21 protein-coding genes are annotated in these 25904 nt (G+C 71.8%); 17 read left to right on the top strand and 4 right to left on the bottom strand.

The genetic code is table 11. From position 1 onward, the window contains the following. The first annotated feature begins 17 nt into the window (after positions 1–17). Genes LUX31_RS35475 through LUX31_RS35460 form a run of 4 tightly spaced genes read left to right on the top strand, consistent with a single transcriptional unit; the run spans position 18 to position 3940 of the window. A complete protein-coding gene (locus LUX31_RS35475) occupies positions 18–644 on the top strand; it encodes a transcriptional regulator (RefSeq protein ID WP_235479399.1) in 627 nt (208 codons plus the stop codon). Continuing rightward, positions 641–1288, top strand: a complete 648-nt coding sequence (locus LUX31_RS35470) for a toxin-antitoxin system, toxin component family protein (RefSeq protein WP_235479398.1) — start codon at positions 641–643, stop codon at positions 1286–1288. The genes LUX31_RS35475 and LUX31_RS35470 overlap by 4 nt, the downstream gene beginning before the upstream one ends. Continuing rightward, entirely contained in the window at positions 1285–2550 is a 1266-nt protein-coding gene (locus LUX31_RS35465) for an MAB_1171c family putative transporter (RefSeq protein ID WP_235479397.1), read from the top strand. The genes LUX31_RS35470 and LUX31_RS35465 overlap by 4 nt, the downstream gene beginning before the upstream one ends. After that, a complete protein-coding gene (locus LUX31_RS35460; protein WP_235479396.1) occupies positions 2543–3940 on the top strand; it encodes an FAD-dependent monooxygenase in 1398 nt (465 codons plus the stop codon). Before LUX31_RS35465 ends, LUX31_RS35460 begins: the two co-directional genes overlap by 8 nt. A gap of 25 nt (positions 3941–3965) precedes the next feature. Here the strand turns inward: LUX31_RS35460 and LUX31_RS35455 are convergent, their stop codons facing one another. Together LUX31_RS35455 and LUX31_RS35450 are read right to left on the bottom strand one after the other, a co-directional pair. Then, entirely contained in the window at positions 3966–4850 is an 885-nt protein-coding gene (locus LUX31_RS35455; protein ID WP_235479395.1) for an SMP-30/gluconolactonase/LRE family protein, read from the bottom strand. Beyond that, on the bottom strand, positions 4847–5620 hold the full coding sequence (locus LUX31_RS35450) for an IclR family transcriptional regulator (RefSeq protein ID WP_235479394.1): 774 nt from the start codon (positions 5618–5620) through the stop codon (positions 4847–4849). The genes LUX31_RS35455 and LUX31_RS35450 overlap by 4 nt, the downstream gene beginning before the upstream one ends. Positions 5621–5779: 159 nt before the next feature. Between LUX31_RS35450 and LUX31_RS35445 the strand changes: the two genes are divergently transcribed. After that, positions 5780–6346, top strand: a complete 567-nt coding sequence (locus LUX31_RS35445) for a hypothetical protein (RefSeq protein WP_235479393.1) — start codon at positions 5780–5782, stop codon at positions 6344–6346. Positions 6347–6435: 89 nt separating this feature from the next. On the opposite strand, the gene LUX31_RS35440 is transcribed toward LUX31_RS35445, so the two are convergent. Beyond that, entirely contained in the window at positions 6436–7308 is an 873-nt protein-coding gene (locus LUX31_RS35440; protein WP_235479392.1) for an ATP-grasp domain-containing protein, read from the bottom strand. A gap of 146 nt (positions 7309–7454) precedes the next feature. Here LUX31_RS35440 and LUX31_RS35435 point away from each other — a divergent pair, with 146 nt between their 5' ends. Then, positions 7455–8588, top strand: a complete 1134-nt coding sequence (locus LUX31_RS35435; protein WP_235479391.1) for a MerR family transcriptional regulator — start codon at positions 7455–7457, stop codon at positions 8586–8588. A gap of 47 nt (positions 8589–8635) precedes the next feature. On the opposite strand, the gene LUX31_RS35430 is transcribed toward LUX31_RS35435, so the two are convergent. Beyond that, positions 8636–9922: an RNA-guided endonuclease InsQ/TnpB family protein gene (locus tag LUX31_RS35430; protein WP_235479390.1), complete on the bottom strand. Its 1287-nt coding sequence runs from the start codon at positions 9920–9922 to the stop codon at positions 8636–8638. A 28-nt stretch (positions 9923–9950) separates the two neighbouring features. Here LUX31_RS35430 and LUX31_RS35425 point away from each other — a divergent pair, with 28 nt between their 5' ends. The 11 genes from LUX31_RS35425 to LUX31_RS35375 all read left to right on the top strand — a co-directional run bounded on the left by LUX31_RS35425 (position 9951) and on the right by LUX31_RS35375 (position 25832). Then, positions 9951–10154 carry a toxin-antitoxin system HicB family antitoxin gene (locus LUX31_RS35425; protein ID WP_235479389.1) on the top strand — a complete coding sequence of 68 codons (204 nt, stop codon included), beginning with the start codon at positions 9951–9953 and terminating at the stop codon, positions 10152–10154. Between the two features lie 144 nt (positions 10155–10298). After that, on the top strand, positions 10299–11804 hold the full coding sequence (locus LUX31_RS35420) for an acyl-CoA synthetase (RefSeq protein ID WP_235479388.1): 1506 nt from the start codon (positions 10299–10301) through the stop codon (positions 11802–11804). Continuing rightward, positions 11797–13179: a carboxyl transferase domain-containing protein gene (locus LUX31_RS35415; RefSeq protein ID WP_235479387.1), complete on the top strand. Its 1383-nt coding sequence runs from the start codon at positions 11797–11799 to the stop codon at positions 13177–13179. The genes LUX31_RS35420 and LUX31_RS35415 overlap by 8 nt, the downstream gene beginning before the upstream one ends. Positions 13180–13251: 72 nt before the next feature. After that, complete coding sequence (locus tag LUX31_RS35410; protein ID WP_235479386.1) at positions 13252–13620, top strand: CU044_2847 family protein; 369 nt, start codon at positions 13252–13254, stop codon at positions 13618–13620. Continuing rightward, positions 13617–15290 carry a VMAP-C domain-containing protein gene (locus LUX31_RS35405; RefSeq protein ID WP_235479385.1) on the top strand — a complete coding sequence of 558 codons (1674 nt, stop codon included), beginning with the start codon at positions 13617–13619 and terminating at the stop codon, positions 15288–15290. Before LUX31_RS35410 ends, LUX31_RS35405 begins: the two co-directional genes overlap by 4 nt. Positions 15291–15319: 29 nt before the next feature. After that, on the top strand, positions 15320–16357 hold the full coding sequence (locus tag LUX31_RS35400; protein WP_235479384.1) for an AAA family ATPase: 1038 nt from the start codon (positions 15320–15322) through the stop codon (positions 16355–16357). 5 nt (positions 16358–16362) lie between these two features. After that, complete coding sequence (locus LUX31_RS35395; protein ID WP_235479383.1) at positions 16363–21240, top strand: SAV_2336 N-terminal domain-related protein; 4878 nt, start codon at positions 16363–16365, stop codon at positions 21238–21240. A 181-nt stretch (positions 21241–21421) separates the two neighbouring features. Continuing rightward, positions 21422–22459, top strand: coding sequence for a rod shape-determining protein (locus LUX31_RS35390; RefSeq protein ID WP_235479382.1), 1038 nt, complete (start codon positions 21422–21424; stop codon positions 22457–22459). A 21-nt stretch (positions 22460–22480) separates the two neighbouring features. After that, positions 22481–23956: a sensor histidine kinase gene (locus LUX31_RS35385; protein WP_235479381.1), complete on the top strand. Its 1476-nt coding sequence runs from the start codon at positions 22481–22483 to the stop codon at positions 23954–23956. Positions 23957–24136: 180 nt separating this feature from the next. Then, entirely contained in the window at positions 24137–24598 is a 462-nt protein-coding gene (locus LUX31_RS35380) for a hypothetical protein (protein ID WP_443046029.1), read from the top strand. A 229-nt stretch (positions 24599–24827) separates the two neighbouring features. Further along, on the top strand, positions 24828–25832 hold the full coding sequence (locus LUX31_RS35375) for a LysR family transcriptional regulator (protein ID WP_235479379.1): 1005 nt from the start codon (positions 24828–24830) through the stop codon (positions 25830–25832). Positions 25833–25904: the final 72 nt, after the last annotated feature.

The following is a 25904-nucleotide window of genomic DNA, read 5'->3' as shown; positions in this document are numbered from 1 at the left end:
GCACGTAGGGTCGGCCCGTGAGTGAGAACCTTTCGGAGCCCCTCTCGAACACCCTCGCGCGTCTTGAAGAGCGCATCGCCGAGGCCCGTCTCGATCGCGCCGATGTGCTGGACGTACGAGGTCTGTCGGCCCGTACCGCTCTCACCGAGGGCGAGATCCAGGCGCTGCTGGCCGGGAGCGCGCAGCCGTCGGCCGACGACATCGAGGGCCGTATCCGGCGCCGGGTGCGCACCCTCCACGAGACGCGGCTCGCGGCGAGCGGCCGCAAGCGCGCCGAGGTCTGCAAGGAGGTCGCGGACGCGCTGTCGATCAGCCCCGAGTGGGCCCGTCAGCTGCTCCTGGGCAAGAAGATGCCGAACGTGCCTGATCTCACCGCGCTCGCCGCGTACTTCGGCGTCGAGCAGGGCACCGGCTTCTTCACCGACCCCGCCCCCATCGTCCTGAACCGTGAACTCCACCGGCTGCTGGAGGAACTCGGCGGCGACGAGGAGGGCCCGCTGGTCCGGTTCGCGACCCGGCACGGCGTCGTCACGCTGGCCCTGCGCGGCCGGCAGCTGACCCCGCGCAAGCAGGAGGCGCTCGCGGTGATGCTCGAAGGGCTGCTGAGCGGCGGCGAGGAGACGGGCGAGGAGACAGAGCGATGACGTCGAGGCGGGGGACGAGGGCGGCGACGAGGGGTGTGCTGGCGGCTCTGCTGCCCGCCCGGGCCGCGCACCGGTTCCGGACCCGGGGCGCGATGCGTGACCTGACCGGCGCGCTCACCGCAGCACTGCGAAAGCGGGAGCAGGACAACGGCCCTTCCGGCGTAGGGGAGTTGTGCCGGGCACTGTGCGAGGAGATGAGCGAGCGGCGCGGGCGGCGCGTCGAGCTGCGTTTCGAGCGCTTCCCCGACGAGATCGAAGTCACCGGTCTGTGGGTGGAGTTCCACGACTTCGACCTGGTGATCGTCGAGGAGCGCGCCGAGGCCGTGCAGCAACTCGTCATCCTGGGCCATGAGTTGTGGCATCTGCATGCCGGGCACTGTCACCACCACAGCGTCGGCGCGACCGCCGCCCGGGTTCTCGCCGACGAACAGTGGGGGCAGGACCGGGCGCTCGCCGTCGCCGCCCGCAACGGCTCCCGCGAGATCGAGGAGGCCGACGCCGAGGAGTTCGGCCATCGCCTCGCCACCGTCTTCCGGCCGTGGGTGGAGGGCCTGGAGGGCGGCCGTACGGCGAGTTCGGGCAGCAGCGCTGTGCAGGCATCCCTCGGATATCGCGGCCGGGGAAGCGGAAACGCGCGGCGATGAACCTCTCCGGCTTCCTGGGCGAGCCGTACCCCGTCCTCGTGTTCGGGACACCGATCGCGGTGCTGACCGCCGCGCTGGTGTTCAAGCTGCCCAGCATCGTCAGGCTGTGGCGCGACCCGCTGCGGCGCGCGGTCGGCGGGCTGCTGCTGATTGCCTGCGGCATCTTCGTCTTCGCGGCGCCGCCGGTCATCGCCTGGACCAACCGGGTCACCGGCGTGCCCAACTTCGCGGCGCCGCTGGTGTACAGCTTCCTCGTCGCGTTCTGCGGCGCGAGTCTGCTGCTGATGATCGCGTGGCGCGGCGGCTACGCCGGAGAGTCGGAGAGATCGGCCAGGGCGCGGTGCACGATGCGATGGGTCGCGGTCGGCCACGCGGGCGTCATCGTCGTGCTGTGGGCCCTGTTCGGGCTCGCGGACGCGTCCGTGGAGCGCCGGCGGGACCTGGACACGTACTACGCCCGTACGCCCTACATGCGCGAGCTGATCGTGATCTACCTGCTCGCGCACACCGCGTCCTGTGTCCTGACGTACCGGCTGATCCGCGACTGGGTCCACACCGCCGGACTCGACGTGTGGCTGCGCCGGGGCCTCAAGTCGCTGGCCGTCGGCTATGCCGCCAACCTGGTGTTCGACGCGGCGAAGGGCACGGCCGTCGTCGCCCGCTGGACGGGCCACGACCTGGACCCGCTCTCCACCGAACTGGCCCCGGCCGCCGCCGGCGCCGCCGCCGTCCTGATCGCGACGGGGTTCGTGCTGCCGCACGCCGGCCAGTATCTGCGCGACCGCCGGCAGATCCGGCGCGGCTATCGTCGGCTCGGCCCGCTGTACGAACTGGTGCGCGCCGCCACCGGCAAGGGCGTCCCCTTCTCGCTGCGGGCCACGCCTGAGCTGCGGCTGACCCGCAGGGAGACGTTCATCCGCGACGCGCTGCTCCAGCTCTCCCGGCACTTCGACGAGGAGGTGCGGCGACGGGCGTACGAGGCCGCGCTGGGCCTGGGGTGCGGGCCGGAGCGGGCGGGGGCACTGGCGGCGGCGGTGACGATCCAGGAGGCGATCGAGGCGCGGGGCGCGTCCCGCCTCTCCTCTCCCCCATCTCTTCAGTCCCCTCATTGTCCCCAAGTCCCGGACCGGGCCACGGACTTGCTCACGGAGCTGCTCCAGGGCATCGAAGCCGTGTCCCAGGTCCTGAGTCACCCCGATGAGATCGAGGCGGTGCGCGCCCTTGCGACCGCCCCAGCAGAGAGCCTGCACGTATATGAGTGATCGACCGTCCCCCGTCAGATCCGCCGTCGTGCTCGGCGGATCCCTCGCCGGACTGCTCGCGGCCCGTGCCCTCGTCGAGTTCGCCGACCGTGTGACCGTCGTCGAGCGTGACGTCCTGCCGGACGGCCCCGAGCCGCGCAGAAACCTGCCGCAGGCCCGGCACGTGCACATGCTGTGGTCCGGCGGTTCCCGGGCCGTCGAGGAACTGGTGCCGGGCGTGGGCGAGTTGCTGCTCGACGCCGGTGCGAACCGGCTTGCGGTCACGACGGACATGGTCGCGCTGTCGCCGCAGGGCTGGTTCCGGCGGTGGGCCGAGTCGCACCACACGTTCCTGTGCGGCCGGGATCTCCTGGACGCGACGGTCCGCGCCCAGATCCTGGACGACGACCGGATCAAACTCGTCGAGCACGCCGAGGCGTTGGGCCTGGAGGGCACCGACGAGGCCGTCACCGGGGTGCGGTTGCGCAGCGCCGACGGCAGCAGGCGCACCCTGCACGCGGACCTGGTCGTGGACGCCACCGGCCGCGCCTCGCGCGCCCCGCACTGGCTGCGCGAACTGGGCCTGCCCGAACCGGCCCGCCGTGTGGTCGACTCGGGGCTCGTGTACGCGAGCCGGATGTACCGGGCGCCCGAAGCGGCGTGGCAGGGCTTCCCGGTGGTCAACGTCCAGGCGGACCCGAGGGGGGACGGTCCGGGCCGGGCGGGTGTCCTCATGCCCATCGAGGACGGCTGCTGGCTGGTCTCCCTGTCCGGCACCCGGGGCGGTGAACCCCCGTCCGACGGCGCAGAGTTCACCCGCTTCGCCCGCGAGGAACTCCGCCACCCGGTGATCGCCGACCTGCTCGCGGGCGCGGAGCCCCTGACGGCGGTCTCCATCACCCGTACAACATCGAACCGCCGCCACTACTACGAGCGCATGGCCGCCTGGCCGGACAACTTCACGGTGATGGGCGACGCGTTGGCCGCGTACAACCCGATCTACGGCCACGGGATGTCGGTCGCGGCCCAAAGTGCCGTGGCGCTACGGGATGTGATCCGGCGTCAGGGCTGGGGCACGCCGGGCCTGGCCGGCCGTATCCAGAAGGCGGTGGCCGAACCGGTCGCGGCGGCCTGGGACCTGGCGACCAGCCAGGACGTCTTCTACCCCGGCGCCACGGACAAGGGCCCCACCCTCCGGGACCGACTGCTGGCGGCGTACGTGGGCCGCCTGATGCGCACGGCCACCGGCAACGGCCGTATCGCACGCCGGGTCACGGACGTGACGTCCCTGGAACGCGGCGCGGAGGCGCTGCTGACGCCAAGTGTCGTACTGGCGGCGGCGATCGGCCCGCTCAAGCCACCGCTGAGCGGGCCGCCGTTGCGACCGGAGGAGTGGAAAGCGGCCGAGTGACCTCGGCTGCTCGGTTTTTTGGGGGTCAACCCGCGAACGCGGGCTGAGCCACCCCCTTGCCCGCCCCCGGTACGACCAGGAGTGAGCCCGACAGCGGGTGGGGTGCTGTCAGGCCCACCCGGGCCGTCGTGATGTACAGGTCCGTGAGGTTCGGGCCGCCGAAGGCGCAGGCCGTGGGGCGGACCGTGGGGAGGGTGATCGTGCGGTCGAGGGTGCCGGACGGGGTGTAGCGGCGGACCGCTCCGCCGTCCCACAGGGCGACCCAGACACAGCCGTCCGCGTCGACCGTCAGACCGTCGGGCCAGCCCGCGCCCTCCTCGATCAGCGCCAACTGGCGGCGGCCCGTGACACTTTGGCCGTCGGCCGACACGTCGAAGACGTCCACACGCCGGGTCGGTGAGTCGATGTAGTACATCAGCCGGCCGTCCGGGCTCCAGCCCGTGCCGTTGCTCACCGCCACGTCGTCCAGGACGGTCGTGACCTCGCCGTCGCCCGTCAGCCGGGACAGCGTCCCGCCGCCCGGCGCCTCGTCGTAGCGCATCGTGCCCGCCCACAGGGAGCCGTCGGGCGCCACCGCCGCGTCGTTCGCACGGCGGCCGGGGGTCGGCTCGCGGTGCAGCCAGCGGAAGCCGTCGGCCACATCGGCATCGGTGCCCTCGGCGTCGTACAGGGCCACTCCGTCGCGCAGGTTCAGGACCAGGCCGCCGGTCGCGCGGGGCTTGGCCGCGCCCACGTGCTGTTCCGTCGCCATGACCGTACGGCGGCCCGTCGACGGGTCGTACGTGTTGACGCGGGAGCCGAGGATGTCGATCCAGATCAGCCGGGACCTCGCCGCGTCCCAGGTGGGGCCCTCACCGAGGGTCGCCTGCGCCTGGACGGCCACTTCGAGGGCGGGCTCGTACGTCGTCATGCCACGCTCCGGTGACCGAGGCGCTCGGAGAGTTCGGCGGCGCCCTTGGCGGCGAGCTGCTCCAGCTCCGAACGGTGGTCGTCGCTCCAGCGGATCATCGGCACGGAGATCGACAGCGCGGCGACCACCCGGCCCGTACGGTCGTGCACCGGCGCGGCGACGCAGCTGACGTCCGGGTTCGACTCCCGGTTCTCGACGGCGACGCCCCGGCGGCGGATCTCGGCGAGGGCCTCGCGCAGGGCCGCCGGGTCGGTGATGCTGTTCGGCGTCATCGCGGCCAGCGGGACGTTGTCGGGGACGCGCGCGCTCAGCTCGTGGTCGGGGAGCGAGGCCAGCAGCATCTTGCCGACGGAGGTGCAGTGGGCGGGCAGCCGGCGGCCGGCCGCCGACACCATCCGGACCGCGTGGGTGGAGTCCACCTTGGCGATGTAGATGACGTCCGTGCCTTCGAGGATCGCGACATGCACCGTCTCGTCACAGGTCTCGGCGACGGAACGGGCCACCTGCTGACCTTCCGCCGCCAGGTCCAGCTGCTCCGCGTAACGGCTGCCGAGCTGGTACGGGCGGACGCCCAGGCGGTAGCGACCGGGCTGGCCGGGGACCTGCACAATGTACGAACGGGCGGCGAGCGTCGTCACCAGTTCGTGCACGGTGGTGCGCGGCAGCTGGAGCCGGCGCACGATGTCCGGGGCGGAGAGCGTCCCGTCTCCGTCCAGGAAGAGCTCAAGAATGTCGAGAGCCCGGGTCACGGCAGGTACGAGGCGTCCCATGACGGCCCCCTCTGTTTTTGTTGCTTTTCGGTGGCGACAGTAATGACGGCGTTCGAGAATGACGGCGTTCGAGATTTCAACAGACGATCGACATGACGAACAGAGCACAGGCTAACCACAAGGACTCGTGCGGGCAATGGGCGCGCAAGGTGGGGGACGATGGTTCGCATGCTGCTCGATTTCCAGCTGGTGCTGCTGCGCCGCATGGCCGACCACAACCCGGACCTGGTGGAGGACGCCCGCCATGAGCTGGGCGTATCGCTCGCGGACATGCGGGAGGCCAACAAGCGCTGGCAGGCGATGGTGCGCTCGCCGCGCTCCCGAGCCGCCGCCTCCCGCTACCGCTCGGTGCTCGGCACCCCCGAGTCGGTGACGTCACGCAAGATCGGCGACCTGGAGTGCGAGGCCTGGCTGTGGCCGGTCCCCCTCTGGCCCGACCTGCGCTTCGAGGTGCTCGTCGCCCCCAACGGCACGGCCTGGAACGAGTGGCTGGTACGAGCCCCGGGCGCCCCCGCCCCCGACCTCCGCACCCTGGACGACCTGCGCCCCTGGTCCTGCACGGTCGACGAGGCCGCCCGCGCCTTCGCCCCCGCCCGCCCCCTGGAGGGAACGGCCCCGACCCGCTGGGGCCTGGCGTTCACGGCACCGGACGGGACGGGGGTACGAAGGGAGTGCGTGGCGGAGTTCACGTGGGGGCTGCTGCAACGGACGGCGCTGAGGGACTGAGGGGGGCCGCGCCCCCGAAGGGGCGCGGGGAACTGCGCGACCAGCCACAACGAGCCCACAGCCGACACACGAGATCCCCTCCCACCCCCTTAGTCGACAGCAGCCCGCAGAACAGCCTCCACAACCCCCACCACAGACCCCGGATGCAGATCGAGAAACAGATTCGGCTCGATCAACTCCAGCTCCATGACCAGGGGTTCACCGTCGTCGCCAAGGACGAGGTCCACGCGGGCGTACAGGAGGGACGAGTTGTCGGGTACGACGGCCAACGCCCGCTCGGCCAAGGCAAGTTCGGCCGGGGCCGGGTCCCAGACGGTGAGGTCGGGATGGGCGACCTTGTCGTCGTCGTACGCCGTACCGGGCGCGAGCACAGCCCCCTTACGACTGGCGTGCAGCAGCCGCCCGCCGAAGAACTGGAGCGCACGTTCCCCGGTGACGTCGATGCTCCCCACATACGGCTGCACCATCGCCGTGAACCCCTCGGCATGCATCCGCGCGAGATGCCGTACGGCCGTCTCCCGGTCCTGGGGCGTGTAGCGGGCGGCGTACCGGGCGCCGGCGCCGGAGGTGGGCTTCACGACGTACTCGCGGTCGTCGGGGAGGTCGGGGGCGTCGCCGGGGGCCAGGTAGGTGGTGGGGACCGTGGGGACACCGGCGGCGGCCAGCGCGCCGAGATACCGCTTGTCCATGTTCCAGCGCAGGACGCCGACCGGATTCGCGACCCGCGTGAGCTTCCCGCACCGCTCCAGCCAGCCCGCGAACTCCTCCGCACGCCAGGTGTAGTCCCAGGTGGAACGGACCAGCGCGAGGTCGAAGGACGCCCAGTCGATGTCGGGGTCGTCCCAGTACACGGCGGCCGTGTCGGCGCCGGCCGCGGTCAACTCCCGTACGAGAACCGGGAGATCGCGGTCCTTGCTGGTCCCCGGACGGGGGTCGTAGGTGACGATCGCGATGCGAACCACGGGGACTCCCTCTGTAAGGCGTGTACTGCCGTACACCACTGATACCGAGTGAAGGTTAACCGCTGCTTGACCTTCACCTTCGGGCAAGCCGCAGCATCGGTGACGGAACGAGGAACGCAGCGGGAAACCAGAGAAGGGGGTGCTCCATGACTCAGCCGGAGATGCTGACGATCGGGGCGTTCGCCAGAGCGTGCCGGCTGTCACCGAAGGCACTGCGGCTGTACGACGAACTGGACCTGCTCCGTCCCGCCCGCGTCGACCCCGACACCGGATACCGCTACTACGCGGCCGAGCAGCTGGAGCAGGCCCGGCTGGTGGCCTGGCTGCGCCGGCTGGGGATGCCGTTGGCCCGTATCCGGCAGGTCGGGGCCATGGAGCCGCCGGCCGCCGCCCAGGAGATCCGGGCCTTCTGGGCCCGGGTCGAGGCGGAGACGGCGGCCCGGCGGGATCTCGCCACGTTCCTCGTCGACCACCTCTCGACACCGCCGAGGAAGGACACCACACCCATGACAGGCACTGACCTGCTCGAACTCCGTTACGCGGCCCGCACCGACATCGGTCTGGTCCGCGCCGCCAACCAGGACACCGCGTACGCCGGTTCACGCGTACTGGCCGTCGCCGACGGCTTCGGCCCCGGGGGCGCGCCGGCCAGTACGGCCGCCGTCGAGGCCCTGAAGTTCCTGGACGCCGAACCGCTGACCGCGGGCAGTGTCCTGAACCTCCTGGAGGACGCGGTCCAGGGCGCCGCCCAGGCGGTCCGGGACATCGCCGGGACCGAGTACGGAAAAACGGGGGACGAGGTGACCGACGACATCGGCACCACCCTCACCGCGATGGTGTGGACGGGCTCGCGCCTGGCCCTCGTACACATCGGGGACAGCCGCGCGTACCTCCTGCGCGACGGCGAACTCTTCCTGATCACCCACGACCACACACTCGTCCAGTCGATGATCGACGAGGGCCGACTGACCCCCGAGGAGGCCGCGACCCACCCCCAACGCACCCTGCTCCGCAAGGCGTTGACGAAGTCCCCGTCCCCCTCCCCCGACCTACGCCTGCACGACGCCCAGGCAGACGACCGCTACCTCCTCTGCTCCGACGGCCTGACCAGGTCCGTACCGGAGAACACCATCAAGCACCTCCTGACCACCGTCCCCGACCCGGACGCGGCCACAGCCGCCCTTGTCGAGGCGGCGAACGCCAACGGGGGTCCTGACAACGTGAGTTGTGTGGTGGCCGATGTGGTGCGGACGGACGGCGGCGCAGTAAACAGGCTGTAGGGTGCGCTGCTGATGATGTACGGAGGGATCTTGACATCCTCCCCCTCTTAAAAGAGAGGGATTCCAACCCAGCTGGGTTGAGGTTCACGGACGCTCGAACGGCTGGTGGCCGTTGTCGTCCCTCCGGCACCGGCTGAGCGCCGGGGACGGGGAATCCCGCCCTGTCCTGCCACGACGTTGGTTGCTGCGTTGGTGTCCGCGTTACAGGTGAAGCCGCACGAGGTACATCGGAAGTCTGCTTGGCTCTCGCGAGACTTCTTGTCGATCCATCCGCAGGCGCTGCACCGCAGAGAGGTGTAGGGGGCGGGTACGTCTTCGACGCGTCCGGGTGCTTTGTGCTCGGTGCGTCGGCGGAGCAGGCCCCAGCCCTGGGCGAGGATCGCCCGGTTCAGCCCGGCTTTCTGCCGCACCTGCTTGCCGGGCTCTTCGATGTTCCCCTTCGCCGAGCGGGTCATGTTCTTGATGTTCAGTTTCTCGAACCGCACCAGGTCGTACGACTTGGCCAGCATGGTTGAGGCCTTCTCGCACCAGTCCTTGCGCCTGTCGGCCTCGCGGGCTTTGAGCTTGGCGACCTTGGCGTAGGCGGCGGTCTTCTTCTTGCTGTTCTTGGGGGAGCGGGCGGCTCGGCGCTGGTGTTTGCGGATCTGCGCCCGCTCACGGGTGGTGAGCTGCGGGCAGTTCAGGTTACGGCCGTCGGAGAGGGCGGCGGTGACCCTGACGCCCCGGTCGATGCCGATGGCCTGGCCATTGCCTGGAGCCTCGATGGGGTCGGGGACGACCGCGAAGGCGATGTGCCACTGACCGTTGCGGAAGGTGACCCGGAATGTCTTCGCCCGGGGCATCTCCCGGGTGAGGCGGAAGCGGACCCAGCCGCATCCTGGCACCTTGGCCTGCGCCCAGTGGCGATTGAGCTTCTGCAGGACGACGGAGCGGCCCATGACCTGCCTGCCGGTCCTCGCGTTCAGTCTGGGCGTGCCGTCGCTCTCGTTCTCGGGTACCCGGTCGGTGCCGATGACCCGGAAGCCCTCGTGCTGGTGCCTCCTGCGCCAGGTTGGTTCACCGAACCCGGAAGTGAACCTGGCGTTCTTGGCCTTCGCGAAGTCCCTGAGTGCCTGCTGTTGCACGTCGGTGTTGCCGTTGCCCAGCCACTCGTTGTCCCGGCGTGCCTCGGTGAGCTGTCTGCACTGCTCGGCGAAGCCGGGCGCGGGCTTTCGCCCCCGCTGCCAGTGGGAGTGCTGTTCGACGGCGAGGTTCCACACGTACCTGGCATGCGCACAGTGGAGGAGCATCTGCTCCGCCTGCTGCGGCGTCGGGTACATGCGAAACCTGGACATGGGACCATTCTAGTCCAAGAATGGTCCCATGAAGCATGTGAATCTAAGACTCCCCGACGATCTGCACGATCGAGCCCGATCTGCCGCAGCAGCGGACGACCGCTCCCTGAATTCCTGGCTGGTGTCCCTTGTGCGCCGCGCCGTCGAGCCGGGCGGCACACCGGACCGCCCTGACGGCGAGCTGGCTGCACCTGCCCCGCAAGGCGGGAGCGGGCATTCGCCCCGGACGTAAACGACCGGGCACCCCGCTGGAAACAATTGGTGGCCGTGGTTCCCCGGTGGTGTGGCTGGTGCTGGTGGTGCCCGGCTGGGGGTGACAGTCGCGACGGCACCTGTTCGACTGGTGTGATGATCGACGATCGAAGGAGTACGACGCGTGTCCTCTCTCTTTCCCGGGCTGACCGACGACCCGACCGGTACGCCGACCGGTGTACCGCACGAGCGGCCCGCCCTGCGTTTCGGCGAGCGCTCGCTGACGTACGCCGAACTCGCCTCCTCGGCCGGGGCACTCGCCGACCGGATCGCCGGGGCGGGCGCCGGCCGGGTCGCCGTCTGGGCCACACCGACGCTGGAGACGGCCGTCGGCGTCGTGGCCGCGCTGCTGGCCGGGGTCCCGGCGGTGCCGCTCAACCCGAAGTCGGGCGAGAGTGAACTGGGGCACATCCTCAAGGACAGCTCGCCCGCGCTCGTACTCGCCACACCGGGTGATGAACTCCCGGCTGCCTTCGGCTCGTTGGAACGCGTCGACATCGACGAACGCCCATCAGCGGCACCCGGGACGAAGGAACCCGCCCCTGCCCCCGCCCCCTCCCCGGACCCCTCCCCCGAAACCCCCGCCCTGATCGTCTACACCTCCGGCACCACCGGCCCGCCCAAGGGTGCCGTCATCCCGCGCCGGGCCATCGCCACCACCCTGGACGCGCTCGCCGACGCCTGGCAGTGGACCTCCGAGGACGTGCTGGTGCACGGGCTTCCGCTCTTTCATGTGCACGGTCTGATTCTCGGCATCCTGGGCCCGCTGCGGCGCGGCGGCTCGGTGCGGCACCTCGGGCGGTTCGGGACGGAGGGCGTGACCCGCGAGCTGAACGACGGGGCGACGATGCTGTTCGGGGTACCGACGATGTACCACCGGATCGCGGAGGCACTCCCCGGCGACCCGGAACTCGCCGGGGCGCTCGGCCGGGCCCGTCTACTCGTCTCCGGTTCCGCCGCGCTGCCCGTGCACGACCACGAGCGGATCACGGCGGCGACCGGGCAGCGGGTCGTGGAGCGGTACGGGATGACCGAAACCCTGATGAATACGAGCGTCCGCGCGGACGGCGAGCCCCGCGCGGGCACGGTCGGCGTACCGCTGCCGGGTGTCGAGCTGCGGCTCGTCGAGGAGGACGGGGCGCCCATCACGGCGTACGACAGCGAGACCGTGGGCGAGATCCAGGTGCGCGGGCCGAACCTGTTCACCGAGTATCTCAACCGGCCCGACGCCACCGCCGCCGCCTTCACCGCCGACGGCTGGTTCCGCACCGGTGACATGGCGGTACGCGATCCCGACGGCTACGTCCGTATCGTCGGCCGGAAGGCCACCGACCTGATCAAGAGCGGCGGTTACAAGATCGGCGCGGGCGAGATCGAGAACGCGCTGCTTGAGCACGCGGGAGTGCGCGAGGCAGCGGTGACCGGCGAGCCCGACGCCGACCTGGGCGAGCGGATCGTCGCCTGGATCGTCCCCGCCGATCCCCAATCTCCGCCGGACGCCGACGAGTTGGCGAACCACGTCGCCGGCCGTCTCGCCCCGCACAAACGGCCCCGGGTCGTACGCTACCTGGACGCCCTCCCACGCAACGACATGGGGAAGATCATGAAACGAGCCCTGCCCAGTGGCTGACCCCGCACCCTACGCCCTCCCCGAACGCCGTTCCGCCCGCGAGATCATCACCCTCGTCTGCGACAGCTCCACGTTCATCGAACTCCCGTATCCGATCGTGGAGTTCAAGGCGGACGGCCCCCTCTCCTGGCGGGGTTACGACGCCTCGCGCGCCCGCGCGACCGCCCGTACCGGCGAGGAGGAGTCCGTCGTCTGCGGTACCGCCCGTATCGGCGGCACCGAAGCCGTACTGATCGTCTTCGAGTTCGGCTTCCTGGGCGGCTCGCTCGGTGAACTTACCGGAGACCGGCTGGAGTTGGCGTACGAGTTCGCGCGCACCTACCAGTTGCCCGTCGTGTCGCTCGTCGCGACGGGCGGCAGCCGGATACAGGAGGGCATGCTCGCACTGACCCAACTCCAGCGCGTGGCACGACAGTCGGCGCTCACCCGCGAGGAGGGCCTCCCGCAGATCGCGGTCCTCCGGGATCCGACGACCGGCGGCGGCTGGGCGACCCTGGGCGCGGGCGCCGACGTCATCCTCGCCCTGCCCGGCGCCCAGGTGGGCTTCGCGGGCTCCCGGGTGCGGCCGGCCGACGCGGACCCGACGGCGTACACGGCGGAAGCGCAGGTGGCGGCGGGCGCGGCCGACGCGGTCGTACGCCCGGAGGCGCTCCGGGAAACGCTGGCCCGCTGGCTCTGGCTGCTGAGCGTCGGTGACAGATCGAGCGACAGGCCGACGGAGGCCGCCCCGCCACCGTCGGCTCTCGCCGCCGCGCCCCTCCCCGTCACCGGCTGGAACGCCGTCCAGCGGGCCCGGTCCCCCCGACGCCCGCGCGCCGACGCCTACTTGGACGCGTACTTCACCCGGCGCACCGCGATCAGCGGCGACCGCTGCGGCGGCACCGACCCCGGTATGGCATGCGGGTTCGGCGAGTGCGCGGTGAACGGGCGGACCGTCGCGTACGCCGCCCAGCTCGGCACGGCCACCCGCCCCGCCGGCTACCGCACCGCCACCCGGCTGATCCGCCTCGCCGACCGGCTCGGTATCCCGGTCCTGACCCTGGTGGACACCCCGGGCGCCGCCAACGACGCGGCCGCGGAGCGCGAGGGCGCGGGCGCGGCGATCGCGGACCTGTTCGGCACGGTCGCCGCGGCCCGTACGCCGGTCACGACGCTGCTGATCGGCGAGGGCGGCTCGGGCGGCGCCCTGGCCCTGGCCGCACCCGGCAACACCTGGGCCACTCCGGACAGCTACTTCTCCGTCATCGCGCCCGAGCTGGCGGCGGCCATCCTCAAACGCCCGGAGCGGGAGGTGCAGGCTACGGCGGATCAGCTCCGGATCCGGCCGCAGGATCTGGTGGAGCTGGGGGTGGTGCGGGGGATCGTGGGTCGCTGAACACGCGGCGCTGCCACGCCCCTTGGGCCACAATGGGTTCGATCACGACCACGACGGGGGAGCGAGCGGCGCATGGGCGGTACGGACGGCCTGGTGGAATTCAAGACGGAGGACGGCGCCGTGGTCGTCGTGGAGGGTGTCGACGACGAGTCCGGTGCCCGGCTCGTCTCACGCGGCGACGGGCCGGTCCAGGCGGCGCGTACCTTCGAGGGCGCGCTCGACGGGGTACGGGCGGCGGCCCAGTCCGCGCTCCGAGTGTTCCGGGACGGTCCGCTCCAACCCGACTCCGTGGAGATCGAGTTCGGGGTGAAGCTCGGCGCGGAGACCGGCGCGATCCTCGCGAAGGGGTCCGCGGAAGGGCATCTGGTCGTCAAACTGAGCTGGTCGCCGGGGCAGGAGTCACGGGCTCCGTCGGGCCCGGAGGCCGCCGGCCCGTCATGAGCAGCGCTGCCTGGCACGCCCGGATCGTCTGCGGGAACGAGGTCGGGGCGGGGTTCCTTGTCTCCGCGCGCCGAGTGCTGACGTGTGCCCATGTCGTGCGGTGGAGCGGCGAGTCGGCCGTGACCGTGACGTTCCCGCACGACAGGGATCTGGGCCTCGGCGAGGTGTCCGCCACCGTGGCCGTTCTCGGGGGCTGGGCGGGCGCGGTCACCGATCCCGGCGACCTGGCGGTGCTGGAGCTGGACCGCGACATCCCCTTCGCCCCGGCCGAGTTCGCGCCGCCCGGGGACGCGTACGGTGATCCGTCGCCGAAGCTGATCGCGTACGGCTTCCCGCGCGGGTACGACGAGGGCACACTCGCCGAATACCGGGCGGCCTCCGAGCAGTTGATCGCCGACGAGTGGATACAACTGGAGTCGTGGACCGCGCACGGACAGCCCCTGGCGGCCGGATTCAGCGGTGCGGCGGTCGTCCTCGCCGACAGTGGCAGGGTCGTCGGCATGGTCTCGTCGGTCGCGGGCGCGCGTGAGGTGCGCAACGGCCGGATGCTGCCCACCCGTGTCATGACCCGCTACTGGCCCGAGCTCGGCGAACTCGTCCCGACCCCCGACCACCGGCCGGCCGTGAAGGAACGTCTGCGCACCTTGGTGCGGCGGGCGGAGTCGGCGCGGTTGGAGTGCGACCCGAACAGGCTGTACGTCGATGCCGTGGGCCCCTTCGGACCGCCGCTGCCGGAGGAGGGGTTCGACCGGCTGTGGGCGGCGGCCTGGTATGTGCAGTGGGAGGTCACCGACCCCGAGGCGGTCACGCGCTTCGCGGACCGGCTCGCGGAGCTGCTGGACGCCCCCGCCCGCCGGGGACCCGCGCCGGCCCCCGTCTGGTCGCCGATCCTCGTCGAGATCGATCACAGCGGCGCGGGCGGCGACCGGGCCAGCGTCGTGGTGTCCGCGTACCGCGACGGACAGCGCAGGGCGGTGGGGGCGCGGCAACTGCCGCGGAGCCGGGTACGGGCGTACATCCAGGAACGCATCGACGAAGCGTTCACCCAACTCACGCCGGGGGCGGAGGAGTTGATCGCGTTCGTGCTGCCCCGAGCGTGGCTGAACGAGCCGGTGGCGCAGTGGGAGTGCGGTGCGGACGACCCGACGCCGCTGGGTTGCGCGTATCCGCTCGTCGTGACGGACCGGTCCCGGCGGCGCGGCGGTGTGCGCCACCAGTTGACCAGGAGGTGGGAGAAGCTGGACGCCGGGTCGGGCACGAGTCTGCACCGGGTCGAGTGCGGCAGCCAGGAGAAGCCGAGCAGACTCCGGCTGCGGCTGCGGCGGGACGACACGGACCTGGCCGGGTTCACGGCACCGCCCGGGGCCGCCGAGGCGCGCTTCGAGGCCACGCTCAACGCGCCGGTCCCGGTGCTGGTGTGGCCGCGTACGGGCTGCCCCGCGCCCGAGCACGACGGCCCCTGCGCCGGCACGGCGTTCCTCGACGAACTCACCGCGTATGTCACCGGTGTCCCGCCCGCTGAACTCCCGCGCCACTTCCTGACGTTGCGCGAGACGGCGGACGCCGCCGACGACCCGGACCGACACTGGGCACGAGACGTACAGCTCCTGTGGGACGACCCGCGCTGCTTCCCCGAACCGACCGCCTCCCCGCACTCGCCCGTCACCTGACTCCCCCTTCCAGACCCTCCGGAGATGCCATGCCTCTGTGGCCCGTCTACACCGGCAAGAACGAGCCGCACGACGGCATCACGAAACTGCCGCCGCCCCCGCCCTGGCGGGCGTTCGACGGCGGGCCGGTGCTCGGCACCCCGGCCGAGAGCGACGACACCTCCGCCACCTCACCGGACCGCACCCACCGCGCCGAGACCTACCAGGCCACCCCGCGGACCGTCCAGCTCGTCAACGCCGCTCTCTATCTGCGCCGCCCGCTCCTGGTGACCGGCCCGCCGGGCACCGGCAAGTCGTCGCTCGCGTACGCCGTCGCGCGGGAGCTGGGTCTGGGCCCGGTCCTGCGCTGGAACATCACCAGTCGCAGCACCCTGCACGACGGCCTCTACCAGTACGACCCGCTGTCCCGCCTGTACGCGGCGAAGCAGACCGCCACGGTGGTGACGGCCACGTCGGCGGAGAGCTCCGCGACGGCCGGGATCGAGGACCATCTGCGGCTGGGCCCCCTCGGCACCTCGTTGCTCCCCTACGCCCGGCCCCGCGCCCTGCTCATCGACGAGATCGACAAGAGCGACCTGGACCTCCCCAACGACCTGCTGAACGTCCTGGAGGAGGGCCAGTACGAGATCCCCGAACTGGTCCGGGCCTCCCGGCACACCCCGGACGGCCGCGCCGAGGTGATGATCGACGGCACCGACGAACGGGTACCGGTCGAACGCGGGCGCGTCCGCTGCAACGCCTTCCCCTTCGTCGTCCTCACCAGCAACGGCGAACGGGAGTTCCCGCCGGCGTTTCTGCGCCGGTGCGTCACCCTGCGCCTGCGCCAGCCGGACGACAGCCAGTTGGCCGGGATCGTACGGGCGCATCTGGGCGAGCCCGACGACTACGCGCGGACCCTCATCGACCGCTTCCTCTCCCGTGCCTCCGGCGGCGACCTCGCCACCGACCAGCTCCTCAACGCGATCTACCTGGCCGGCGCGTCGGGCCTGGGCGCCGATTCCCTCGACGACCTGGCGGAGGAACTGATGCCGTATCTGAGCCGCGCACCGGAGGCCGATGCCTTCTGAGCGCGATGCCCGCCGCACCCGAGCCGTTCGCCCGCCTGGCCGACATCCTGGCCGAGGCGGCCGGCGGGGTGCGCCCGACCACGGTGGAACTGGCCGAACTCCTGTGGCTGGCACGGCAGATGGAGCATCAGCCAGCGTCGTCGGCGCAGGCATCGGTACAGCCGCCCGCGGACCGGACCGACGCCTCCGCGGCCGAACCCGTGCCCGGTGAAGCGGAAACTCCGGAGGAGGCGGCGGAACCCGCCGGTCCCGCCCCGGGCCCGCCCCGCAGGAGGAAGGAGGAGCGGGAGGGGTCCGCACTCCACGACCGTGTCCCCCTCCATCTGCCGGTCACGGCCGCCGCGTCCAGTGACCCGACGTCCCATGTCTCCCTGCTGGCCCCCGTCCCACCGATGCTGCGCCGCCCGCTGGCCCTGCAACGGGCCCTCCGTCCGGTCAAGCGGCACACCGACGCACCGGTCGGCCATGAGTTCGACGAACAGGCGACCGCCCACCGGATCGCCCGCGCGGGCGGCGCCCCCGAGTGGTGGCTCCCGGTGCTGCGCCCCGCCCGCGAACGCTGGCTGAGCCTGCACCTGGTCCAGGACACGGGCCCCACGATGCCCGTGTGGCAGCCGCTGTTCCACGAACTCCACACCGTGCTGGCCCAATCGGGTGTCTTCCGTACGGTGACCGTGCACCGGGCCCGCCCGGACGGCACGGTCAGCGGCTCCAGCGGCCACGCACCGGCGACGGGACGTACCGTGACGCTGCTGGTCAGCGACTGCATGGGCCCTCAGTGGCGAGCGGGCGAGGCAGGCATCCGCTGGTACACGACGCTGCGCCGCTGGTCCCACCGGATGCCGCTGGCCGTCGTCCAGCCCCTCCCCGAACACCTGTGGCGCGACACGGCCCTGCCCACCACGCCCGGCCTGCTGACCGCTCCGTTCCCGGCGGCCCCGCTCTCGGCGCTCACGTTCTCGCCGTACGACCCCTACCCTCCCGACGACGCGGATGCCCGGTACGCCGCCGGAGGAGCCGTACCGCTCCCGGTCCTGGAGCCGGACCCGGCCTGGCTCGGTCACTGGGCGGAGCTGGTGGCGAGGCGGGGCGGCAACCGGATCGCCGGTTCGGTGGCCCGCCTGACGCCCGCCCCGGCCCGGCCGGACGAGTCCGGGGACCTGGCCGACGCCACCCGGTTGCCCGCCGAGGACCTCGTCCTGCGCTTCCGGGCGACCGCCTCTCCCGAGGCCTTCCGGCTCGCCGGCCATCTGGCGGTGGGCCGGCCGGATCTCCCTGTCATGCGCCTGGTCCAGGCCGCGGTCGAACCGGCCCCGCGCCCACAGCACTTGGCGGAGATCATCCTCAGCGGGATGCTCACGACCACACCGGGACCACCGGGTTCGTACGCCTTCCGGCCGGGCGTCCAGGAGCTGCTGCTCCGCGGTCTGCCCCGCAGTGCGCGGGGGCGCGTCACCCAACTCCTGGAGCGGACAGGGGCGTTGATCGACGAACGGGTCGGGCTCGCGCGAGGGGAGTTCCGGGCGAGTACGCCGTCGGCGTCCGGTACGGAACGGATGGCGCGCAGCGAGCCGATCGCCACGGTCAGCCGGGAGAGCGCCCGGCGGCTGCTGGGAGGAGCGGACACGGGGTTCGCGGGCGGCCGGTACCGGTTCGTGGAGGGGTCCGGGGCGGACGACGGGCTGCGGCAGGCGGAGGACACGGAACTGGGACGGACGGTGTCGGTCCGGACGCTGCCCGCGCCTCGCGACGAGGCGGCCCGGCGGGCCTTCCTGCGCGATGCGGCGGCCTTCGCCGGGATCGAGCACCCGAATGTGCTGGCGGTGCACGACTACGGCGTCGAGGACGGCCGGCCGTACGTCGTCATGGAGCGGCCGACGGCCATCACGCTCAACTCCCTTGCCGGGCCCGACGACTGCCGACTTCCCGCGGCGCTGCTGCTCTCGGTGGGACAGCAACTCGCGGAGGGGCTCAGGGCCGTGCACCGTGCCGGTCTCGCCCACGGCCGGCTCGCGATGACCCGGGTCCTCCTGCTGCCGGCCGGGACGGTCAAGCTCATGCCCGGCGCCCTCGGGCAGATCGTGGACCACGGGCAGGAGGAACAGTCCGCCGATCTGCGCGCACTCGGCGTGCTGCTCTTCCAACTGGCCTCGGGCAGGGAGGCCTTCGCCGGTACGAGCATCAAGGCATCGCTGTTCACCGCCCTTCCGCCCGGCGAGACGCAGCGCTCCTTTACGTCCGCTCTCACCGGACTGCTCTCAGAAGACCCCGCCGCACAGCAACAGGGCCGGTTCCTGCTCTCGTCCATCAGTCCCGTCCTCGTGGCCGACAGGACGCTCCGCTACTCCCTGCTCGGCCGCCCCGCCATCAGCCGCGGCAAGACGAGGCAGCCGAGCCTCGACCATCCCGCGACGCTGGCGATGCTGTGCATGCTTCTCCTCCAGCACGGCCGCGAGGTGACCCACGTCCGACTCGCCCAGGGCATCTGGGAGGGCCTGCCGGTCGACGCCGCACGGGCCCTGCTGGAGGGCTGCGCCGCCCGGCTCCGCACCGCCCTGGGCCCCGGTGTCCTGGCCACTCTCCCCAACGGCTACGCCCTGCACACCAGCACGGACTTCGTGGACGTGATCCGGTGCGAGCGCCTGGTGAGCCAGGCGGAGACACGACGCGCGGCGGGCGACATCGCGTCGGCCCGCGGCCATGTGAACGACGCGCTGAAGCTGTGGCGCGGTGTCCCCCTGGAGGGCGTCCCCGGCCCCGCCGCCCACGCCGCCCGCTCCCGGCTCGACGACCGCCGGCTCTCCCTGCTCGCGACCCGCGCCGAACTCGACATGGAACTGGGCGAGTTCACACAGGTCTCCGTCGACCTCGCCGCGCTCGTCCTGGAACACCCGTTCCGCGAGGACTTCCGGCGACTGCAGATGATCGCGCTCCAACGGCAGGGCCGCGTCGAGGAGGCCTTGGAGGCGTACGAGGACTACGAGTCCGCTGTCGACTCCACTCTCCAGAGCCCGGAAATGCTGTTTCTGGGACGGGAGTTGCGCGCCGAGTACCGGGAGGGGACGGGAGAAGGCGGCTCGCCCTACGAGTACGAGGAGACTCCGAACGCCGGATCGCCGTACCGCTTCCTGTCCGATCCCGACGAACTGCCGGACAACCCGTGGGACGACGGCCCCGACGACGTGTACGACGAATACCGCACCGCCGCCGTCTTCTACCGCTTCGCCGACGGCCCTCAGCCCGCCGAGACGCGCGCCCTGCTGCACCGGACGGTGACGCGGCTGCTGGCGGCGAGCGGTCTGGAGGGTGGCGAGTACGAGCTGCTCACGCACGACGAGGGCTGTGCAGTGCGTATCAGGGACTGGGGGGCCGTACTCTCCCTGCTTCGCGTGACGCTTAATCAGATTCGTTACAGGGTCGCGGAGTTGGACGATGCCCGACTGCGCGTGTCCTTCCTCGTCCTCCCTGTCCTCTCGCCGGACCAGGGCACCGAGATGTCCCGCACGGCAGCGGCGATGGACGTGCTGAACGCCTCGGACGCGGATGCCGTCGTCGCCGTGACCGCACCCTCCGCGGACCTCCTGGAAGAGGAGTTCGGCTCCGCCGCCCCGCAAGAACTCCGGCACGCTCTGGGCTCCGACCGGACGGACGCCCCGCCGACCGCATGGCACCGCCCTTTCCACCGGTCCCGGTTCATCGGCTCCGACCTGCACCTCTTCCCCACCGCCCGGGGCCCCTACCCGCTGCCGGCAGGCGGCGCACGCCCGGTGCCCGAAGACGCGGACACAGCCGTCGTCTACGGGTTCCCCCGCAATCGGCTCGACCGCGCCTGGGCCCCCAACGCCCTGGGCTACTACGAGGTCGACCTCGCCCCGCACAGCAATTGGCTCAACGTCCTGGGGCCCACGCTGAACGGAGTCCCCGTCTTCAGGGCCACCGGGAAGGTCACCTGGCGGATCTCCGACCCCGTCGACGCCCTCTGGCACACCGACTCCGGAACCGTCGACGCGATTCACAGCCGCCTGTCCTCGGCGCTGGGCGACATCACCGTCACCTATCCGCCCGCACACATGACCAAGGCCCAGGCGGCACTCGACGCCGGCCTGGCCCGGCACACCGTTCCCGGCCACGCACTCTCCTGGGAGGTCTCGCTGAGCACCCCCGCCGCGGCCACCGCACCGACCCCACCCTCGCGGGGCGAACCCTCCATCGCCGCCGCCATCGCCGGCGCCGACTCCGTCCTCCTCGGCTTCAACGGCCCGCTGGCCCGCCTGTTCCGGCCGGACGAGGCGACCGAAGCAGCCCGCGAACTCGCCCGCCACCTGGCCGGGCGGAACAGCGGAGAACCCCCGCTTCCCCCACCCGAGAGCTTCACCGACCCGCTCGACCTCCTTCGCGCCTTCGCGGAACACGACCTGGCGGAGGAGGTGCGCCTGCGGCTGGACGAGATCGAGCTGCACGCCGTACGCACCGCGGAGCCCCGGCCGTACGCCGATCTGCTGGTCCGCACCCTCGACACGAAGGGCGTGGGCGTGGCCGTCGTCACCGACCATGCCACGGAGACGGCCGAGACCTATCTGCGGAACCGCGACCTGATGTCGAGCGTGCGCGGTGGTGCGCACGGCCGGGCCACCGGTCCGACCAGGCTCATGCCGCACCCGCACTGTCTGCTGATGGCCCTGGACCAGCTCGGTACTCCTGCCTCCCGCACCCTCCTGGTCGGCTACTCCGCCGCCGAACGGCAGGCGGCCCACGCCCTCGGTCTGCCCTTCATCGCCTTCGCCCGCGACAACCAGGCACAGCACCAGCACAGCGCGCCCAACGGCGCCCCCCTGCTCGTATCCGGTCTGCTGCCGCTGCTCCTGGCGGCCCAGGCGCGTTGAGCCACAACCCGCCGATCGCCTTATCTTTTATTCACTTCGGACATAAGAGACAAATACCCATACGGCGGCACCCCGCCCGGCCCTCTACAACAGGCGCCCCCTCCCCCACCCCCCGCACGATGCCAGTGGAGGCCCGTCGACCGGTGGGCCCGTACGGTCTGCGCTCTCGGGAGGATCTGCCATGACCGTCAGTCTGGAACAGATGCGCCGCTGCCATTTCGCCGTCGACCTCGGGGCCGCGCGGACCCGCGTCTACGTCAAGGGGGCCGGGCTCGTCGTCGACCAACCGTCCGTCGCCGCCGTGAACACCAGGACCGGCGCGCTGATCGCGGTCGGGGAGTTCGCCGAGAAGATGACGGGACGTACGCCCGACTACATCCGCGTCGTGCGGCCCGTGTCCGGTGGGACCGTCGTCGACATCGAGATGGCGCAGCGCATGCTGCGGCATCTGATCGGCGACAAGGTACGGCGTACGCTGCGCCGCAAGCCCTTCCTGCGGGCCGCCGCCTGCTACCCGCACGACGCCGACCCCCTCGCGCAGCGCGCGACCATCGAGACGCTCGTCGGGCTGGGCGCCCGGCGCGTCGAACTCGTCGACACGCTCATCGCCGCCGGCGTGGGATGCGGACTGCCCGTCGAGCAGCCCGAGGCGACCATGGTCATGGTGTGCGGGGCCGCCGCCACCCAGCTCGCCGTGCTCTCCCTCGGCTCCATCGTGACCGCCGAGCGGATCCCGGTCGGCGGCGAGGCCGTCGACCACGCGATCGTGCAGCATCTCCGGCATCAGCACGAGCTGATGCTGCCCAGTCAGTCGGTACGTCCGCTGCAGCTCGCCCTCTCCGGCAACGGGCTCACCCCGCACGGCCCGGAGTCCACCGAGATCCACGGACGGGACGTCGCCACCGGCCTCGCCCGTTCCGTCCAGGTCGACACCGCCGCCGTGCGCGACGCCATCCAGACGCCGCTGACCGCCGTACTGGACGGGATCGGCAAGGTGCTGCGGGACTGCCCGCCGGACCTGGTGGCCGACCTCGCGGACCGCGGGATCATGATGGTCGGCGGCAGCGCGCTGCTCCCCGGCCTCGACCAGATGCTGCGGCAGGCCACGGGCATGCCGGTGCACATCGCCGAACGGCCGGACGTGTGCGCGGTGCAGGGCCTCGGGTACATGCTGGAGGGCAAGATCGAGCCGCTGGTGCTGGATCCGCTGGCCACCTGAGCCGACGGTACTCCCCGTCATATGTCGGGCGACGCGCCGCTGTCTCCCCCGCTCCCGCCCCGTCTCGAAGCCGTGCTCGGCATCGGTACCGATCTCGAACTGCGCGCCACGCTCCAGCACATCGTGGACGGCGCCGCCGAGTTGACCGGTGCCCGGTACGGGGGGCTCGCGATGGCCGACCCCGGGCACGACGGTCTCGTGGAGATCCGCAAGGCCGATCTGGGGCGCGCCGAACGGGCGGGCATCACCGTCATCGACGTACCGATCCTGGTGGAGGGCGGGGAGTTCGGGCGGCTGTATCTCGCCGAGAAGCTCGACGGCAGTCAATTCTCCGACTCCGACCGGCAGTTGTTGAGCGTCCTCGCCGCGCAGGCCGGTATCGCGATCGGCAACGCCCGGCTGTACGAGACCGCCCGGCAGCGCGAGCGCTGGATCGAGGGTGCCGCCGCCGTCACCACCGCGCTGCTCACCGGCGGGGCCGACGACGACGCGTTGCTGACCGTCGCGGACCGTGCCCGGCTGCTCGCCGACGCCGCCGCGGGGGTCATCCTGCAGCCGACGGACGAGGGCGGTATGGAGGTCGTCACCGCCGCCACGCTCGACGGCGACGATCCCGGTGACGGCGACATCGTGGGGACCGTCATCGCGCCCGGGAGTCCTGTTCTCAGCCAACTGCTGGGCGGGGAACCCGTGTTCGTCGACGACTCGGCGACCGACCCGCGGCTGACGACCCCGGTTCGGCACCGGTTCGGGCCGAACATGCTGCTGCCGTTGCAGGCCGAGGGGCGGCTGATCGGGACGCTCGCGCTGCCGCGCCGGCGCGGGGAGCGCCCGTACACCGACACAGAGAAGCTGCTCGCGACGCAGTTCGCCTCGCAGGCCGCCCTCGCGCTCGTCCTCGCCGACGCCCGGCGCCGGCGCGCCCGTCTCGCGGTGTACGAGGACCGCGACCGGATCGCCCGCGATCTGCACGACCTCGTCGTCCAACGGCTGTTCGCCACCGGCATGATGCTGGAGTCCACGCAGCGCCGTGCGGTGGGCGACGACAAGGTGCGCGAGATTCTCGGGCGGGCGGTCGACGAACTCCAGGCCACCGTCCAGGAGGTCCGTACGACCATCTTCGCTCTCCAGCAGCCCCCGGCCGACGCGCCAACCACCTTGCGCGGCAAGGTACTTCGGGAGGCGGCCGGTGCGGCGGCGGTGCTCGGCCGCCGGCCTTCCGTCCACTTCACCGGACCCGTCGAGCACCGCGTCCCGGCCCCGGTCGCCGCCCAGCTCCTCACCGCTCTGCGCCGCGCGCTCGCCACCGCCGTACGGCGTCCCGGTGTCACCCGGGTCACGATCACGGTCGACGCGACGGCGGTCCTGCCGGACGGACGGGACGGGGTACGGCTGACGGTCTACGGCGATGGCGGCAGCGGCGACGGTACGACGGGCGCACGCGCGGGTACGACCGCACTCTGGCAAGCCCCGCTCGGAGACGGCACTCTGGGGTGAGGTGACGGAACGTAGACGGCGGAGGGGCAGTCAGTGACGGACATTGACACGCGTAACGGCACGCTCGTCGGCACTCGCTTCGGCACGTGCATCGACACGGGAATGGATCTCGGCAGGGACCCTGGCAGGAATACCGGCAGGGGTACGCGTGTCGTGGCGCGTGTCCGTACGCGTATCGGTGTGACCGGGCATCGTTCGATCCCCGCCGCAGTCCTGCCGTCCGTGCGCACGGGCATCCGCCGACTGCTCCAGGGCGACGAGGAGTTGGAGGCGCTGAGCAGCCTCGCCGCCGGGGCCGATCAGCTGTTCGCCGACATCGCCCTGGAGCGCGGAATCCCGCTCACGGCCGTGATTCCCGGTATGGACTACGAGGCCCACCTCGGCGACGCGGACACGCGGGCCTCGTACCGCCGACTTCTCAACTCCTGCCGTACGCGCGTGAATCTGCCCGTCGAGGCGACGCACGAGGAGGCCTATTTCGCGGCGGGCCGCTGGATCGTCGACCACGTCGACCAGCTGGTCGCGGTGTGGGACGGGCTGCCCGCGCGGGGGCTCGGCGGCACCGGGGACGTGGTGGCGTACGCGCGGCGCACGGGGGTCGCGGTGACGGTGCTGTGGCGGCCGGGGCTGCTGCGGTCCTGACGTCGGGGCGGTCGCGGTTTGCGGGCTTGGGGCGGTCGCGGTTTCCGGGTCTCGGGGCGGTCGCGGATTCCGGGTCTCGGGACGGCCACGGATTCCGGGGCTCGGGGTGGCCACGGATTCCGGGTCTCGGTCCCTCCGGTCCGGGGCATGGCTCTTGGCGAACTGGTGCGCTAATTTGTGGTGCAGGTCACCGGTGAATGGGCACCCGTGGTGAGCGGGGGAGGTTCTGTTGACCCCGGCACAGCTGCGGGCCTTCTCCGCGACCGTCCGGCTCGGCTCCGTGAAGGCCGCCGCGGCCGAGCTCGCCGTCACCGAGGCCGCCGTGTCGACGCACGTCGCGCATCTGCGCAAGGAACTCGGCGACAAGCTCTTCACCCGGACCGCCCAGGGGCTCGCGTTCACACCGGGCGGGCTGCGGCTCGCCAGCCGGGCGGCGGAACTGCTCGGGCTCCAGGACCGTACGATCCTCGAGGTCCGGCAGGCCGGTTCCGGCCGACGGCTGTTGCGGGTGGCCGCGTCGAGTCTGTTCGCGGAGCATGCCGCGCCCGGTCTCATCGAACTGTTCGCGGGGCGTGCGGACGATCTGGACGTCGAGCTGAGCGTGCACAGTCCGCAGCGGTTCGGCGCGTTGCTGGTGAACCGGGCCGTGGACGTGGCCATCGGGCCGCCTCCCGCCACCGCCACCGCCACCGCCGTCGTCGGCGACGAGAGCATGCCTGTGGCGATGGCCATGAACTGCACCCCCTTCCTCAACTACCAGCTGATCGCCGTCGTGGGACCCGACCATCCGCTCGCCACAGGGGCCGCCGGTGGTGCGGGGGTACGCGAACTCCGCGAGCAGACCTGGCTGTTGGGGCCGTCCGCCGTCGGCCGGGTCGGCATGGTGCCGTCCGTGCTGCGCTGCCTGGGCGTTCCCGAGCACAACCAGCGCATCTTCCAGAGCCATGCCGCCGCGGTGGAGGAGGCCAAGCGTGGGAAGGGGGTTGCCCTTGCGGTGGCGTTCGCTGTCGCGAAGGACATCGCCGGGGGTGGGCTATGCCGGCTCGACGCGCCGGCCCTCCCGGCCCGCGGCTCGTGGAACGTCCTCGCCCTCGCCGACCGCGAGGAGCCGCCGACGGCCGCAGAGCTTCGGCGGTTCGTCACCACGCCTCGGGCCATCCAGGCGATGCTGCGTGGTACGGGGGTTACTGCGGGGCGGTTTCGGCCGGCCATTCACGTGACTCTGTGGAGTTGAGGGATCCGCTGCGCATGTGGTTCGTTCGCTGCCGGCCGGTGGGGGCTGGTCGCGCAGTTCCCCGCGCCCCTG

This window comes from Streptomyces sp. GQFP (assembly GCF_021545335.1).
Taxonomy (GTDB): Bacteria; Actinomycetota; Actinomycetes; order Streptomycetales; family Streptomycetaceae; genus Streptomyces.
This window is presented reverse-complemented; position numbering and strand designations above follow the sequence as displayed.